The organism is Hansschlegelia zhihuaiae, assembly GCF_004103825.1.
GTDB lineage: Bacteria > Pseudomonadota > Alphaproteobacteria > Rhizobiales > Methylopilaceae > Methylopila > Methylopila zhihuaiae.
Genome location: NZ_RYFI01000001.1, coordinates 110,276 through 124,947 on the forward strand (window position 1 = coordinate 110,276; position 14,672 = coordinate 124,947).

Sequence of the window (14,672 nt, forward strand, 5' to 3'; positions counted from 1 at the left end):
GCCGTCCATCTCCGGCATCTCGATGTCCGAGACCACGATGTCGTAGCGGCGGCCGCGCTGGATCAGGTCGAGGGCGGCCGCGCCGGAATCGACCGGCGTGACGCGGTATCCCGCCGCGGTCAGCACCGGCGTCAGCATGTTGCGGAAGAACGCGCTGTCGTCGACCAGCATCACGGTCGGCTGGGCGCCGGTGTCGGCCGGCCGGTCCTTGCGCCTCAGCCAGTCGTCGAAGGCGAGGGTGAGGTAGTGGGCGACGTCGACGATCTCGGTCGCGCGGCCTGCGATCACGGCGGTCCCGAGCGTGCCCTCGACGATCGACGAAACGCCGATCTCGATCCGCTGCTCGACGATGTCGAGGATCTCGTCGACGATCAGGCCGACCGAGCGGCCGTCATCGACGAACACCAGCAGCGGCTGGTCGCCCTCGGTCTTGAGCGAGACGCCGACGCCCGCCGGAACCAGCGGCATCAGGCCGCCGCGATACTGCGCGAGCATGCGGCCGTCGGCGACTTCGACCTTCCGCACGTCGATCATCTCGAGGCGGGTGACGAGCGCGAGCGGCACCGCCTTCGGCGCCTCGGCGCCGGCGCGGAACAGCAGCAGCGGGACGACCGAACCGGTCTCGGCCGCGTCCTGCGCCGAGGCGGCCTGCGAGAACCGGGCGTCCTGGCGGGCCGCCGGGCCGATCGCCTGGGCGACGCCGTTCGGGTCGAGGATCAGGATCACCGAACCGTCGCCGAGGATCGTGGTGCCGGCGAACAGCGGGATGCCCTTCATCCGCGACGCCATCGGCTTGACCACGATCTCCTCGGTGTGGAGCACGTCGTCGACCACGATGCCGAAGGCTTCGTCGCCGGCCTGGGTCACGACGATGAAAGCGTCGTCCTCGGCGGGCTCGTCGACGCCCAGCAGGCTGCCGAGTTTGACCAGCGGCAGCAGCCGGTCGCGCAGCCGAAGCAGCGCCGCGTCGCCGATCCGCTCGATCCGGTGCTCGCCGCCGGGGCGCGCATGGACGAGCTCGAGGACGGCGAGCTGCGGGATCGCGAACACTTCCGCGCCGGCCTTGACGGTCAGAGCCGGGATGATGGCGAGGGTGAGCGGGATGCGGATGACGACCGCCGAGCCCTTGCCCGGCGTCGAGCGGAGGTCGATCGAACCGCCGATCTGCTCGATGTTCGAGCGCACCACGTCCATGCCGACGCCGCGGCCCGACACGCTCGTGACCTGTTCGGCCGTGGAGAATCCCGGCGCGAAGATGAAGCGCAGGATCTGCGCCTCGGGCATCTTCTCGATCTCGGCCGCGCTGGCGAGACCGTTGGAGATCGCCTTCTTCTTGATCTTCTCGATGTTCAGGCCGCGCCCGTCGTCGGCGATCTCGACGATCACGTAGCCGCCCTGATGGAAGGCGGACAGCCGGATCGTTCCGATCTCGGACTTGCCGGCGGCGACGCGCTCGGCCGGCGTCTCGAGCCCGTGGTCCGCGCAGTTGCGGACCATATGGGTCAGCGGGTCCTTGATGAGGTCGAGCACCTGGCGGTCGAGCTCGGCGTCGGCGCCCGAGGTCACGAGCTCGATCTTCTTTCCGAGGTCGGAGGCGAGGTCGCGCACGAGCCGCGGCAGCGCGCGCCATGCGGCGCCGATCGGCTGCATGCGCGTCTTCATGACGCCCTCCTGCAGCTCGGCGGTGACGTGGGAGAGCCGCTGCAGCGGCAGGCCGAAGCCGTTCTCGCCCTGGCGCCGGACGATGTCCATCAGCTGATTGCGGGTCAGCACCAGCTCGGAAACCATCGTCATCAGGCGATCGAGCGTGTCGACCCCGACGCGGATGGTCTGGCCCGCGACGCCGCCTTCGACCTTCTCGTCGCCGGACGCGGGGGCCTGCGCGACCGCGACCAGCTTCGGCGTCGGCGCCGGCAGCTCGGGTCCGGGCGTCTCCTGGAATGCGCGCTCGAGCTCTTCGAGCGAAACCTCTCCGGGCCGCAGTTCTCTGCCGAGAGCGTTGAGCTGCGGCGCGGCCGGCTCCGCCTTGGGCGCGGCCTCCGCCTGCGCGGCGGCGTGCTCGAGCTCGGAGACGAGATCCTGGTCGTCGCCGTCCGGCTCGACCCCGGCGCGCTCGAGGTCGGCGAGCAGCTCCTTGATCCGGTCGATCGCGGCGAGGATCAGCGTCACGGCGTCCGGCGTCGCGAGCGCGCCGGAGCGGAACTTGCCCATCAGCGTCTCGGCGGCGTGCGCCAGCGCCTCGAGGCGCGGCAGGCCGAGGAACCCGCAGGTCCCCTTCACGGTGTGGACGAGGCGGAAGATGTTGCCGAGGATCTTGGCGTTGTCGGGCTCCTGCTCGAAACGCACGAGCTCGACGTCGACGAGATCAAGATTCTCGGCGGTCTCGGTCAGAAAATCCCGCAGCAAGTCGTCCAACGCACGTCCCCCCAGGCGCGGACGTCACGCGGCCGGCCATGGGTGATAGTGCCGTGAAATGCATAACGGATGGTTGAGCGATCGGCAGCCTCGATCGCTATAGCTGAGGCTTAAACCGGCCTCGCCCGGGTCACGACCTTTTCGCCCTCGACCTCGGACTCGATGGTGACCGACATGCCCGCGGCGCGGGCCACGAGCCCCGCATAGAAGGGCTGGATGACGTGGGCGTCGACACGGTCTTCAGGCGCGCGGCCGGCCAGCAAATCGAGCACATTGGCGGGCACCCGCGCGCTCGGGCCGGTGGTGGTCAGCTCGAATTCTGTGGCGTCGCCCTCGCCGGCCGACGTCACTCTGATCTCTCCGCCGCGCGGGATCGTGGTCGCGGCCACCAGCACGAGGTTGAGAAGAAGCTTCACCTTGTTCTTGGCGAGCAGCTGGCGAGGCGTCTCCCAGACGAGCTTCGTCTTCTGGTCCTCGACGAAGCCGCGGGCGACCTGCTCGGCGTCGCCGAGGTCGAGCTGGGCCGCGGCCGAGCCCGCCGCGCCGAAAGCGATTCGGCAGAACTGCAGCCGCGCCGAGGCCTGGGCCGCGCTCTTCTTGATCAGGTCGAAGGCGAAGCCGCGCATGCCCTCGTCCTTCTCGTCCTCGAGGATCTCGAGGCCATTGACGATGGCGCCGACCGGACTGATGACGTCGTGGCAGACACGGCTCGCCACCAGCGCGGCGAGATCGAGGCCATCGAGCGTGATGACGCCGCCCGGGGGCGTCCCATCGGAGGTTGACATCGCGGCTCCCGGAGAGGCTTTGGGTCGCGCCGCAGCGGATGAGAATCCGGCTGCCCGCAGCGTCTCAGCCTGATACACGCTGCGCTCCGTCGCCTCAAGGCGCGCCGCCGTCGCGCCGCCGATCCCATCCGGAGACGCTCCATGCACGACGCCGCCCGCGACGCCAAGCTCCTCGCCGCGCTCGCCGCGCTCGCGGTCGAGGCCGGCCGCGCGATTCTCGACGTCTATGAGGGACCGGAGATCGCGTCGCGCGCGAAGGACGACCGCAGCCCCGTGACAGACGCCGACGAACGCGCCGAAGCGATTCTCATCTCCGGCCTTGCGGCGCTGTTCCCGAACATGCCCGTCATCGCCGAGGAGGCCGCCTCCCGCGACGGCACGCCGGAGGCCGCGCCCGAGACCTTCCTGCTGGTCGACCCGCTCGACGGCACCCGCGAATTCCTGGCCCGCAACGGCGAGTTCACGGTCAATGTCGGGCTCGTCGACGGCGGCCGGCCGGTGCTCGGCTGCGTGTTCGCGCCGGCGCTCGGCGCGATCTGGCTCGGCGCCGAAGGGCTCGGCGCGAAGACTGCGCGGGCCGACCTCAGGGCGGAGCCGGCGCAGGACGCCTATCGGCCGATCGCCGTGCGCCCGGCGCCGGAGGCCGGCCTCTGCGCCGTCGCGAGCCGCAGCCACGCCGATCCGGCGACCGAGGAGTTTCTTGCCTCGCTCAAGGTGGCGAACCGCCGCTCGGCCGGTTCATCGCTCAAATTCTGCCTGGTGGCCGAAGGCGAGGCCGACGTCTATCCGCGATTCGGTCCGACCATGGAGTGGGACACCGCGGCCGGCCACGCCGTGCTCGCAGCGGCCGGCGGCGTCGTGCTGAAGCCGGACGGATCGGAGTTCGGCTATGGAAAGTCGGAGACGGGGTTCAGGAACGGCGCCTTCGTAGCCTGGGGCCGGCGCTGAACCGTTGCACGTTAGTTGACGACCAGTTCGGCCGCGACCTTGGGCCATGCGACGTCGGCTTCTCCAGGACCCGCGAAGGCGTCGCGCTCCGAGCGGGAGCGGAACAGATAGAGCCGGTCCCGCTCGACGCGGAACAGCAGAGGATGGCCGGCGACCGCGAGCCCGCGCGCGACGCCAGCGGGATCGTAGCCGCCGAAGCGCGGAGCGTAGACCTCCGGCGCAGAGAGGAAGGCGGCGCGGTTGGCCTCGCTCGCGAAGCGCCAGGCCGCGCCGTTCCACTCCGTCTCGACGTCGCTGCGGCCGCGCACCGGCCGGCCTTCGGTGAAATAGGCGACCGGGTCATAGCCATAGAGCGCGACGCCGGTCGCCGGGTCGGAGACGACGCGTTCGGTGAGACCCGGCAGCGCATCGGCGGCGAAGGGGAACAACGCGACGCCGAGGCTCAAGGCCGCGGCCTTGGCCAGATTGATCAGACTCATTCCCGCCGTCCCCCGACCGCGTCTTGCGCGCGGCTCGCCTGCCTTCCTTCGTCTAATCAAGGCGCGTTCACCTTCCAGTAAAGTCGATCGCTCAAATTGTTCCTATCTGCGCGATTTGCGGCCGGAGCAGGCCTCACGTCACGCGCGAGAAAAAGGACGACGCGATGAACTGGAAGACGCTTGTCGCGGGCCTCGCCATCGGCGCCGCGCTCGCGCTGCCGACCGCGGCCGCCGCCCAGAACGGCGGCCCGCGCGCCACCAACGCGGCCTACTCGGAAGGCGACTACGGGTCGCCCCGCAACACCTATTCGGCGGGCGAAATCGTCGAACGGGGGCACTCGTTCTTCGGCTCGACCACACGCGGCCTCGCGAGCGTCGTCGAGAAGGCGAATTCGATCTGGGGCGAGCCCGACGCCTACATCCTCGGCGAGGAAGGCTCCGGCGCCTTCGTCGGGGGCCTGCGCTACGGCGAGGGCAAGCTGTTCACGCGCGGCGGCGAAGGCGACCGCCACGTCTACTGGCAGGGGCCTTCGCTCGGCTTCGACTTCGGCGGCGACGGCGCCCGCACGATGATCCTGGTCTACAATCTGAACTCGCCGGAGGCGCTGTTCTCGCGCTTCGTCGGGATCAACGGCTCGGCCTATCTGGTCGGCGGCGTCGGCATGACGGCGCTCAAGGACTACAACGTCGTGCTGGTGCCGATCCGCACCGGGCTCGGCGCCCGGCTCGGCGTCAATGTCGGCTATCTGAAGTTCACCGACCGCTCGACCTGGAATCCGTTCTGAGATACCTCGGGGCGGCCCGTCCGCCGCCCCGCCTTGCTTGGCGCGGCCCAGCGGCTGTGCCATCCTGAGCGCGCCGTCCTCGCCCCGCGGGACATCCGGTCCGAGGGGTCAGTCCAGCCGCGCACAAGCGCCAAGCGAGCCTGAATGGTCGAGCCGATTCTCTACGCCTCACTCGGGGCCCTGCTCGCCGCGCTGGCCGGTCTGCTGTTCCTTCCGGTGTTCTGGCGGCGCGCCGTGAGGCTCACCACCAAGCGGCTCATCGACCGGCTTCCGATCTCCGCCGGCGAGATCGTCGCGGCGCAGGATCGCTTACGCGCCGAGCACGCCATGACGATGCGCCAGGTCGAGCGCAAGGCCGAGCGCACGATGGGCGACGCGACCCGCGACCGCGTCGAATCGGCGCGCGCGCGCTCGACCGAGCTCGGCCATCTCGCCGACATCGCCGACCTGAGATCGCAGATCGACCTGCTGGTGGCCGAAGGCGCCCGGATGCGCGGCGAACGCGACAAGTCGGGCGAGGAGGCGGCCGCCGCCTATGACGCGCTGAAGGAGGCGCGAGCCGCCGCCGACGCCGCCGCGCGCGACCTTCAGGCCGCCCGCCCGGACGCCTCGGCCGCCCGCCGGGCGACCGAGCAGGCGCGCGTCGAGTCGTCCGCCCGGGAGGCCGAGATCCGCGCGCTCCGCGACCGGCTGGCGGCGGTCTCCGGACAACAGCCTGCGGCCAGGCAGGCCCAGACGTCGTCGGCCAGGGCCGACGGCAAGTCGCCTGCGGCGCGTCCCCATTTGCCTCGCGCGGAGACGCCGTTCGGCGGCTCCGCCGACGAGCCGCCGCTCGCCGCGAGCCCGCAGCCGGCCGCCGCAGTCACGGCTCCCCTCCCCGCCGCGGCCGAGCTCGCGGAACTGCGCAAGCGGCTCGACGAGGTGGCGGACGCGATCGTCGAGGCGGCCGAAACAGAGGAGCCGTCCCGCGGCCGCGGCCTGAGCGAGCCCGCGGCGCTGCCCGAACCGCTCCGGGTCGCCGAGCGCGCCGGCGCCTGAGCTCTACGGCTTCAGCGTTCCGACGACCTCAAGTTCCTCGCCCTTCTTCCGCACGACCACGATCTCGCCGGACGCCGGATATGCGCCCGTCAGCGCCGTGACGTTGACCTGATGGGTCACGAAGACGGTGACCGGCCCCGGCGTCAGCGCCTCAAGCACGGCCTCACGCGACGCCGCGACAGGGCCCTGGCGGTCGCCGGCGTCGAAGAAGGAATTGACGCGCGGCTCCTCGACCACCGGTCCGATCGCCATCTCGGCCGCGGTGTCGCGGGCGCGGCACCATTGGCTTGTCGCGACCTTGCGCGCCGCCACGCCGTTCCGGCGGAAGCGCTCGCCGACGGCGCGCGCCTCTTCGCGGCCGGCCGCGCTTAGGTTCCTTTGGGTCGAGCAGTCCCCGAGCCGGAAGCCGGGCGGATCGCCGACGCCGGGCGCCGTGGCGTGCCGCATCAGCGCGACATGCCCGCCCGAGGCGAGCGCCCGCCATAGCGCGGCGTCGTCGGCGCGTGCGGACGCCGGCGCCGCCGTCGCGAGGAGGAGACAGATAAGTCGAGCCGGACCGCACATCGGCCGGACATGTCGCCCGGCCGAGACGACCGCAAGACGAGGGCCGTCCTACCGCTCGATCACGATCCGCGGCGCGGCGCGGCCCGGCGCGCCGGTGGAGAGCCGCTTCCAGACCGCCTCCGCGATCGCGCCATAGGCTTTGGCGTGCTCGCCGTCCGGCTGCTGCGCGACGATCGGGGAGCCGGCGTCCGAGGTCTCGCGGATGGCGAGCGCGAGCGGGATCTCGCCGAGGAAGGGCGCGCCCATCGCCTGCGCCTCGGCCCTTGCGCCGCCATGGCCGAACAAATCGGCCCGATGGCCGCAGTTCGGGCAGCAGTAGTAGCTCATGTTCTCGACGATCCCGAGGATCGGCACGTCGACCTTGCGGAACATCGCGACGCCGCGCCGAGCGTCGGCAAGCGCGAGGTCCTGCGGGGTCGAGACGATGACGGCGCCCGAGAGCTTCACGCGCTGCGCCATGGTGAGCTGCGCGTCGCCGGTGCCGGGCGGCATGTCGACGACCAGCACATCGAGCTCGCCCCAGGCGACCTCGGTCAGCATCTGGGTCAGCGCCGACATCACCATCGGCCCGCGCCAGATCATCGCCGTGCCGGCGTCCACCAGGAAGCCGATCGACATGATCTTGAGGCCGTGCGCCTCGAGCGGCTTCATCTGCTTGCCCTCGACCTCCGGCCGCTCGTTGAGCGCGAACAGCGTCGGGACCGAGGGGCCGTAGACGTCTGCGTCCATCAGGCCGACCCGCAGGCCCTGCTTCTTGAGCGCGAGCGCGAGATTGGCCGCGGTCGTCGACTTGCCGACGCCGCCCTTGCCGGACGCGACCGCGATGATGTGGCGGACGCCGGGCACGCCTGCGCCCTGTGGGCCCGGCGAGGGACGGGCCGGCGCCGCGGCTCCCGGGGCGGCGGGACGGGCGCCGCGCGCCGCCATCGGCGAAGGCTGCGGCTTCGGGGCAGGCGCCGATCCCGGCGCGCGCTCGGCCGTCAGCGCGACCAGCACGTCCGAGACGCCGGGCAGCGCCTTCACGGCGGCCTCGGCGGCGCGGCGGATCGGCTCGATCGCGCCGGCCTGCTCCGGCGTCGTCTCGATCGAGAAGATCACTCGGCCGCCGCCCATCACCGAGATCTTCGAAAGCGCGGGCGACTGGGCGAGGCTCGGCGCGTCGTCGGGGGCCGGAACCGCCCCAAGCGCGCGGCGCACGTCGTCTTCCGTCACGGCCATGGTCTTGGCTCCTTGAACTGTCGCGCGCCCTATGGACCTTCCCGCCGCCCGCGGTCAAATGACTGCATGACGTCCGGCTTCCCTCTCCCGGCCTCCGGCCCGTCCGCCGTCGCGGGCCTCGTCCTGATGGGCGGGCGGGCGAGCCGCATGGGCGGCGGCGACAAGGCGCTGATCGCGATAGCCGGGCGGCCGGCCCTCGACAGGCTGCTCGAGCGCTTCTCCCCTCAGGTGGGCGCGCTCGCGCTCTCCGCCAATGGCGATCCGGCGCGCTTCTCGGCCTATGGGCTCCCGATCCTGGCGGATGCGCCGGACGGCCCCGAGGGCCCGCTCGCCGGCGTGCTGAGCGGCTTGGCGTGGGCGTCCACGATCCCCCGCGCGACGCATCTCGCGACTGCGCCGGGCGATGCCCCCTGCCCGCCCCTCGACCTCGTGGCGCGCCTGTCGGCGGTCGCGGGCGAAGGCGCGGCCGTCGCCGAAGGCGCGCGCGGTGTCGAGCCGCTGCACGCGCTGTGGCCGCTCGGCGCCGTCTCGCGCCTGAGGACGCTCGTCGCGGAAGGCGTCGCGTCCCCGAAGCGCGCCCTCGAACTGCTCGGGGCCGGTCGGGTCGCGTTCCACGATCCGCTCGCCTTCGCCGATCTCGACGAACCGGCGGACGTCGCGCGCATCGAACAAGCGATCCGCGGCCGGTGACGCGTTGCGCGGGCGAGCGCCCGGTGTGATCGTCCGACGGACGGCTCACCTTGTGATTCTCTCGATGACGCTTCGCGGCCTCTTCTTCTGCGCAGGACTTCTGGCCGCGTCCTGGGGCGGCGCCGCGCCGGCCGTCGCGAAGGACTGGTCGCAGATCCGCATCGCGGCCGAGGGCAGCCATCCGCCCTTCAACTATCTCGACGAGAGGGGGCGGCTTCAGGGCTTCGAGATCGATATCGCGCGCGCCGCATGCCGCAAGCTGAACGCGAGTTGCGACTTCGTCACGCAGGACTTCGAAGGCCTGATCCCCGCGCTGATCGCGGGCCGCTATGACGCCATCTTCTCGTCGCTTTCGATCACCGAGCAGCGCAAGGCGTTCATCGCCTTCTCGTCGAAATATTACGAGACGCTCTCGATGTTCGTCGCCGCCAAGCGCGACGGCAAGATGTCGACCGAGCCCGAGGCGATGAAGGGCAAGACGATCGGCGTCAAGCTCGGTTCGACCAACGCCCGCTATCTCGACGCGAGATACGCCCCCGCCGGCGCGAAGATCAGGCCTTACCTGACCGCCGACGAGGCCCGGCTCGATCTGGCCGAGGGCCGCATCGACGCGATCCTGGCGGACAAGACCGCGCTGCTCTACTGGCTCGAGAAGTCGCCTTTGGGTCGCTGCTGCCAAATGGTCGGGCGCGACGTCTCGGACCCGACCTATTTCGGAGAGGGGATCGGGATCGGGCTGCGGAAGTCGGACCCGGGGCTCAAGGCGATGTTCGACAAGGCCATCGCCACGCTGCGCGCCGACGGCACCTACGAGGCCATCAGGACGCGATACTTCCCCTACGACATCTACTGATCGGCCGGGTCAGTCCGGCTCGTCCTTGTCGATGCTGCCGCGCTCGGACTCGGGCAGGTCAGGCAGCGCGTCGACGATCGCAGTCTGGATGAGGCGCTGGAAGTTGGCGACCTTTTCGCGCGAGGTGGCGAAGGCCGCCTCGATCCGGTTCTTGTCGAGCGGCTGCTCGCGGATCGCCTGTCGGGTCTCGCGGCGCGCGGCCTTCATTTCGTCGAGCGCGACCGCGATCTCCTTTCGCCGCGCCTCGAGCTTCTGGCGCACGGCTTCGCCAACGGACTTCGGGTAGCGGCTCGCCACGAAGTCGATCGTGCTCTCGACGGTTCGCGGCTGCCGGTGGCGCTCGCCGCCCCACTTCTTGGAATAGCCCCAGCCGACCAGGTAGCCGGCGCCGATCAGATTGATCGCCAGGGACAAAGCGAGCAGGGCGTAGATGACGCCGTGCGGACGTCGTGACATCGTCAGAGGTCGCCGTCCGCGAGCGTGAGCGAGAACATCGCGCCGAGATCGATGTCGCCCGAGTCCGCCTGGGCCGGCTGGCTGACGGCGCCGAGCGCGACGCCGAGCGCGAGCGCCACGACGCAGAGCCCCGCGCTCGCCCATCTGAAGCGCTCCGGAGAGCCCATCAGCCAGAACAGCCGGTCCGCGCGCCGCGACTGCACCTCCGCGACCACGCGGAATGCGAAGCCGTTCGGCGCGTCCGCCTGCGCGGCTTGGGCGACGAGTTCTGAGAGCCGCCGCGCATCAGCGTGGCGAGCCCGCGCGTCGGGCGAACGCGCGATCAGCGCGCGCGCCTGCTCGGCCTCGTCCGCCGGCCAGCGCGAAAGCTCCGGCCCCCATGCGTCGAGCCGCTCCGAAAATTGTTCGATCCGCCTCTCGTCGTCCATCTCACGTCTCCTCGCGCATCGCGAGCCGGGCGCGAAGCGTCCGCCGGGCGCGCACAAGCATTGATTCCACCGCCTTCTCGGTCGTTTCGAGCACTTTGGCGATTTCCGCGTTCGAACGCTCGCCGTCCGCCGACAGCAACAGCGCGGCGCGTTGACGCGCCGGCAGCGCCAGGATGTCCTCTCGCACCCACGCGACGGCGTCGCGGTCGGCCAGCGCATGCTCCGGATCGGCCTCCTCCGAAGGAGGGTCGAACGTGTCGGCGAAGGGCAGCCAGTCCCGGATGCGCCGCCGCCGAGCGCGATCCACGCACAGATTGACCACGATCCGGTGCAGCCAGGTCGTGAAGCGCGCGCCGCCGGGCGTCCAGCGGGCGGCCGAGCGCCAGACGCGCCAGAACGCCTCCTGAACGACGTCTTCCGCCTCGGCCGCGGAGCCCGTGAAACGGTGGGCCAGCGCCTGGGCGCGCGGGCCGTGGCGAGCGACGAGGCGCGAGAAGGCGCGCTGGTCGCCGGCCGCGACCCGCGCCATCAGCGCGTCGTCCTCGTTCGCCTCAGGCCTTTCGGCCCGCTCCGCCTCACCCGAAGCCACGCGGCGTCCGTCGAACGCCAGGACAGTCGCGCCGACCGAAGCCATCACCCGGCACCTCCGCCCCCCGCAAAGCCCACCCGTCCAGTCATTCCTGATCGCCGCCGCGACGCCGGCGTTGCGGCCTGTCCGCAAAGGCGTCGATCTCCTCGCGCGTCACCCGCCCGTCGCGGTCCTCGTCGGCGCGCCGGAACCAGGGCGGCGTGCGTGACAGGAATTCGTCGCGCGTCACCCGCCCGTCACGGTCCCTGTCGGCGCGCTGGAAGCGCTTCTCGACCCGGCCGCCGCGCGCGCTGTTGCGGCGCGACGCCTTCTCGCTCAGCGCCTTGACCTCGTCGGAATCGACGACGTCGTCGCGGTTTCTGTCCGCCCGCTCGAAGACGCGGGTCATGGGCCGCTTCGCCTCGGTCTCGTCCAGCGCGCCGTCCCTATTGCGGTCGAGACGATCGAAGCGCTGCTTGAGCCGATCTCCGCGCTTCTCCCTCCTCTCCGAACGGTCCGCGGAGCCTCTGTCCGAACGATCCGCGCCGTCCTGCGCCGCCGCGGGAGCGAAGACCGCGCCGCCCGCGCCGATCGCGAACGCCACGGCCGCGGCCGCTGCCAGATGTCGGATCATCAAGAACTCCTGTGTCGCGTTCGAATGTTCGACGCGCATGTCACGACCCGCGCGGACGCGCCCTGCGCAGGCAATTAAGATTCGACATGCCGCGCGGCCAGGGCGCGCCGCACCATCGCCTTCACAACTGGGATCGTTTCGGCCTCGAACCAGGGATTGCGCTTAAGCCACGCGTTGTTGCGCCAGGACGGATGCGGCAGCGGCACGACCTTCGGCAGGCTCGGCCGCGCGACGATCCGCTGCCAGTCGGCCACCGCCGCGGTGGCGTTCGCCCCTGCATCGCCTCCGAGGTGCCAGACCTGCGCCGGTCGGCCGATCGCAAGCAGCAGCTCGACGTTCGGCAGCCGCGTAAAGATCAGGTCGCGCCAGGCGGGCGCGCATTCCCGGCGCGGCGGACGATCGGAGCCGTCCGCGGTCTGACCGGGAAAGCAGAAGCCCATGGGCACGATCGCGATCCGGCTCTCGTCGTAGAATTCCTCCTCCGACGTGCCGAGCCAGGCCCTCAGCCTGACGCCCGAGGGATCGGTGAAGGGCGTGCCGCTCGCATGGACGCGCACGCCCGGCGCCTGGCTGCAGATCGCGATCCGCGCGCTGGCCCGCGCCCTGAGAACGGGACGCGGCTCGTGCGACAGCGGCCGTCCGAGCGGACTGTCGCGACAGATCGTGCATCCCCTCACGCGGCGCAGCAGCGCGTCGAGCTCCGCCTGGTCGGCCGGTTGCGCCAACTGAATTCCTCCCGGAATCGATCGATCACGTCAGCGAGGTCTTAAACGTTTCGGAGCCATGTTCGACGCCTGCAACAGGCGCCCGGGACAGGCTCTTCAGACGTGGACATGGTCGATCTCCCGGCGGAGCGCGGCTCCGACCGCCGGACGAACGAGACGTCCGACCGTCGCCGGCTCGTGACCCAGAAGGTCCGCGCCGCGCGCGAGAGTTTGACGTCGTCCTCCGGACCGCGCCCGGAATTCGGGCTCGAGCTCGCCCGCATCTACGCCCAGAACAGGCTCTCGGCGGTCCTGATCGTGCTGACGCTCGCGGCGGTGATCGCCGGCGTCTCGACGATCTGGATCGCGATCGAGGTCGCGGCGGTCTGGCTGGTCTCGGTGCTGGCCGGGCATGCGCTGGTCGTGTTCTTCGCGCGCCGCTTCATCGCCTCGGCCGTGGAGCCCAAGCAGGTCCACGGCTGGACGCTCCGCTTCGCGGCGGCCGAGACCCTGAACGGCTTCGCCTGGGCGTCGATCGTCGTGCTGCTCGCGGGCTCCGCCTCGACCGGCGAGGCCGCCGAGATCGTGTCGCTGTTCGTGATGCTGGTCGGCGTCGCGGTCGCCACGATGCTGGCCGCGAGCGTGCCGATCGCCGTCTGCGGCGCGACGCTGCCGATCGCGGGCGTCGTCATCCTCGTCTACATCCTGAAGGGCGGCGCGGCCGCCAACGCGGTCGCGGCGATGTCGGCGGGCGCGGAAATCTATTTCCTCATGCTCGCCCAGCGCCTGCACGCCACGGCGCTCGAGACGCTCGAGTTCCGCGCCGAGAAGGACGCCTTGATCGGCGAACTCGAACAGGCCAAGGCGAATTCCGACGAGGCGCGCCGCCGCGCCGAGGAGGCGAACCTCGCCAAGTCCCGCTTCCTCGCCACCATGAGCCACGAGCTCAGGACGCCGCTGAACGCGATCCTCGGGTTCTCGGAGGTGATGAAGTCCGAGATCTTCGGCGCCCACGTCACGCCGACCTACCGCGAATATGCCGGCGACATCCATCAGTCCGGCCAGCACCTGCTCAACCTGATCAACGAGATCCTCGACCTCTCGCGGATCGAGGCGGGCCGCTACGAGCTCAACGAGGAGAGCCTGCGGCTCCCCCCCATCGTCGAAGACTGCCACCATTTGCTGAAGCTCCGCGCCAAGAAGCGCGGCATCGCGATCCGCGAGACCGTCGAGCCGAACCTGCCGCCGGTCTGGGCCGACGAGCGGGCGATGCGCCAGATCGTGCTGAACCTGCTGTCGAACGCGATCAAGTTCACGCCGCAGGGCGGCGAGATCCGCCTCAAGCTCGGCTGGACGGCGTCGGGCGGCCAGTATGTCTCGGTCGCCGACAACGGCCCCGGCATCCCCGAGGAGGAGATCCCGCTGGTTCTCGCCTCGTTCGGCCAGGGCAGCCTCGCGATCAAGACCGCCGAGCAGGGCGCGGGGCTCGGGCTGCCGATCGTCAAGGGACTGATCGACCTCCATGGCGGCACCTTCTCGCTGAAGTCGAAATTGCGCGAGGGCACCGAGGTGATCGTGACGTTGCCGGCGAGCCGCGTCATGAGCCCGCTCGCCCCGGTGCCCGAGAAGGCGACGCCCGCGCGTGACCGCGCCGAGGCTCCGGCGGCCGCGCTGAGGCGCACGGGATGAGCGCTTACGCTGTCCTTACGGCGGCGCCCGCTGCGGCCGATCGAAGGCTTACGCGACGCCTCGTATCTCGGAGCCGCGGCGCACCATCCCGCGCCGTCGAACCCCCGATGCGACAATGAGCGATCTCCAAATCATCTCCCACCCTTCGGCCCGCCGCTCCGCGCGGCTCAAAACAGCTTTCGTGGTCGGCCAGAACCGGCTCGGCCAGTGGCTCGCCATCGCGACCGACGGCCTCGGCGGCGGCATCTTCGCAAGCCAGGACGCCGCGCTGCGCTACGCCGAGAGCGAATGCGCCGGCTCCGCCGGCCGGGTGCGGCTGGCGCGCGGGCCGATCGAGCTCAGGATCTAGCCGCCGGCGGTCGACCGGCCCGAGACCGCCGCCTCCGCGAAGGTCGCCATCCCGCTATGGCAGGGCGCC

At 71.0% G+C, this 14,672-nt stretch carries 17 protein-coding genes; 7 read left to right on the forward strand and 10 right to left on the reverse strand.

The genetic code is table 11. The features are described from left to right. Together EK403_RS00495 and chpT are read right to left on the reverse strand one after the other, a co-directional pair. A partial coding sequence (locus tag EK403_RS00495) for a hybrid sensor histidine kinase/response regulator (protein ID WP_245479425.1) occupies positions 1-2,415 on the reverse strand: 2,415 nt, incomplete at its 3' end. 110 nt (positions 2,416-2,525) lie between these two features. Then, a complete protein-coding gene (gene chpT / locus EK403_RS00500; protein WP_128775557.1) occupies positions 2,526-3,200 on the reverse strand; it encodes a histidine phosphotransferase ChpT in 675 nt (224 codons plus the stop codon). A 141-nt stretch (positions 3,201-3,341) separates the two neighbouring features. On the opposite strand from chpT, the gene cysQ reads away from it, so the two are divergent. Continuing rightward, on the forward strand, positions 3,342-4,148 hold the full coding sequence (cysQ, locus tag EK403_RS00505) for a 3'(2'),5'-bisphosphate nucleotidase CysQ (RefSeq protein ID WP_128775558.1): 807 nt from the start codon (positions 3,342-3,344) through the stop codon (positions 4,146-4,148). Between the two features lie 11 nt (positions 4,149-4,159). Here the strand turns inward: cysQ and EK403_RS00510 are convergent, their stop codons facing one another. Further along, the gene (locus EK403_RS00510) at positions 4,160-4,627 is read right to left on the reverse strand and encodes a YHS domain-containing (seleno)protein (protein WP_128775559.1); all 468 of its coding nucleotides are present in this window, start codon (positions 4,625-4,627) and stop codon (positions 4,160-4,162) included. 164 nt (positions 4,628-4,791) lie between these two features. On the opposite strand from EK403_RS00510, the gene EK403_RS00515 reads away from it, so the two are divergent. Together EK403_RS00515 and EK403_RS00520 are read left to right on the forward strand one after the other, a co-directional pair. Continuing rightward, positions 4,792-5,412, forward strand: a complete 621-nt coding sequence (locus EK403_RS00515; protein WP_128775560.1) for a DUF1134 domain-containing protein — start codon at positions 4,792-4,794, stop codon at positions 5,410-5,412. 144 nt (positions 5,413-5,556) lie between these two features. After that, positions 5,557-6,450, forward strand: a complete 894-nt coding sequence (locus EK403_RS00520; protein WP_128775561.1) for a hypothetical protein — start codon at positions 5,557-5,559, stop codon at positions 6,448-6,450. A gap of 3 nt (positions 6,451-6,453) precedes the next feature. On the opposite strand, the gene EK403_RS00525 is transcribed toward EK403_RS00520, so the two are convergent. After that, positions 6,454-6,897, reverse strand: coding sequence for a histidine phosphatase family protein (locus EK403_RS00525; protein ID WP_245479426.1), 444 nt, complete (start codon positions 6,895-6,897; stop codon positions 6,454-6,456). Positions 6,898-7,062: 165 nt separating this feature from the next. Continuing rightward, positions 7,063-8,232 carry an Mrp/NBP35 family ATP-binding protein gene (locus EK403_RS00530; RefSeq protein ID WP_128775563.1) on the reverse strand — a complete coding sequence of 390 codons (1,170 nt, stop codon included), beginning with the start codon at positions 8,230-8,232 and terminating at the stop codon, positions 7,063-7,065. A 66-nt stretch (positions 8,233-8,298) separates the two neighbouring features. Between EK403_RS00530 and EK403_RS00535 the strand changes: the two genes are divergently transcribed. Beyond that, positions 8,299-8,922 (forward strand): NTP transferase domain-containing protein, encoded by a 624-nt coding sequence (locus EK403_RS00535; RefSeq protein ID WP_128775564.1) that lies wholly within the window; start codon positions 8,299-8,301, stop codon positions 8,920-8,922. Between the two features lie 64 nt (positions 8,923-8,986). Further along, positions 8,987-9,775: an ABC transporter substrate-binding protein gene (locus EK403_RS00540; RefSeq protein ID WP_128775565.1), complete on the forward strand. Its 789-nt coding sequence runs from the start codon at positions 8,987-8,989 to the stop codon at positions 9,773-9,775. A gap of 9 nt (positions 9,776-9,784) precedes the next feature. On the opposite strand, the gene EK403_RS00545 is transcribed toward EK403_RS00540, so the two are convergent. From EK403_RS00545 to EK403_RS00565, 5 genes are all read right to left on the reverse strand, one after another. Then, the gene (locus EK403_RS00545) at positions 9,785-10,231 is read right to left on the reverse strand and encodes a periplasmic heavy metal sensor (RefSeq protein WP_128775566.1); all 447 of its coding nucleotides are present in this window, start codon (positions 10,229-10,231) and stop codon (positions 9,785-9,787) included. Positions 10,232-10,233: 2 nt separating this feature from the next. Then, positions 10,234-10,659 carry a hypothetical protein gene (locus tag EK403_RS00550; protein WP_245479427.1) on the reverse strand — a complete coding sequence of 142 codons (426 nt, stop codon included), beginning with the start codon at positions 10,657-10,659 and terminating at the stop codon, positions 10,234-10,236. Between the two features lies 1 nt (position 10,660). Continuing rightward, positions 10,661-11,293, reverse strand: coding sequence for a sigma-70 family RNA polymerase sigma factor (locus EK403_RS00555; protein WP_128775567.1), 633 nt, complete (start codon positions 11,291-11,293; stop codon positions 10,661-10,663). A 40-nt stretch (positions 11,294-11,333) separates the two neighbouring features. After that, positions 11,334-11,861 carry an EF-hand domain-containing protein gene (locus EK403_RS00560; protein ID WP_164919443.1) on the reverse strand — a complete coding sequence of 176 codons (528 nt, stop codon included), beginning with the start codon at positions 11,859-11,861 and terminating at the stop codon, positions 11,334-11,336. Between the two features lie 74 nt (positions 11,862-11,935). After that, complete coding sequence (locus tag EK403_RS00565) at positions 11,936-12,586, reverse strand: uracil-DNA glycosylase family protein (RefSeq protein ID WP_206659456.1); 651 nt, start codon at positions 12,584-12,586, stop codon at positions 11,936-11,938. 108 nt (positions 12,587-12,694) lie between these two features. On the opposite strand from EK403_RS00565, the gene EK403_RS00570 reads away from it, so the two are divergent. Further along, positions 12,695-14,254, forward strand: a complete 1,560-nt coding sequence (locus EK403_RS00570) for a sensor histidine kinase (protein ID WP_128775568.1) — start codon at positions 12,695-12,697, stop codon at positions 14,252-14,254. Positions 14,255-14,369: 115 nt separating this feature from the next. Next, positions 14,370-14,603, forward strand: a complete 234-nt coding sequence (locus EK403_RS00575) for a hypothetical protein (protein WP_245479428.1) — start codon at positions 14,370-14,372, stop codon at positions 14,601-14,603. Positions 14,604-14,672: the final 69 nt, after the last annotated feature.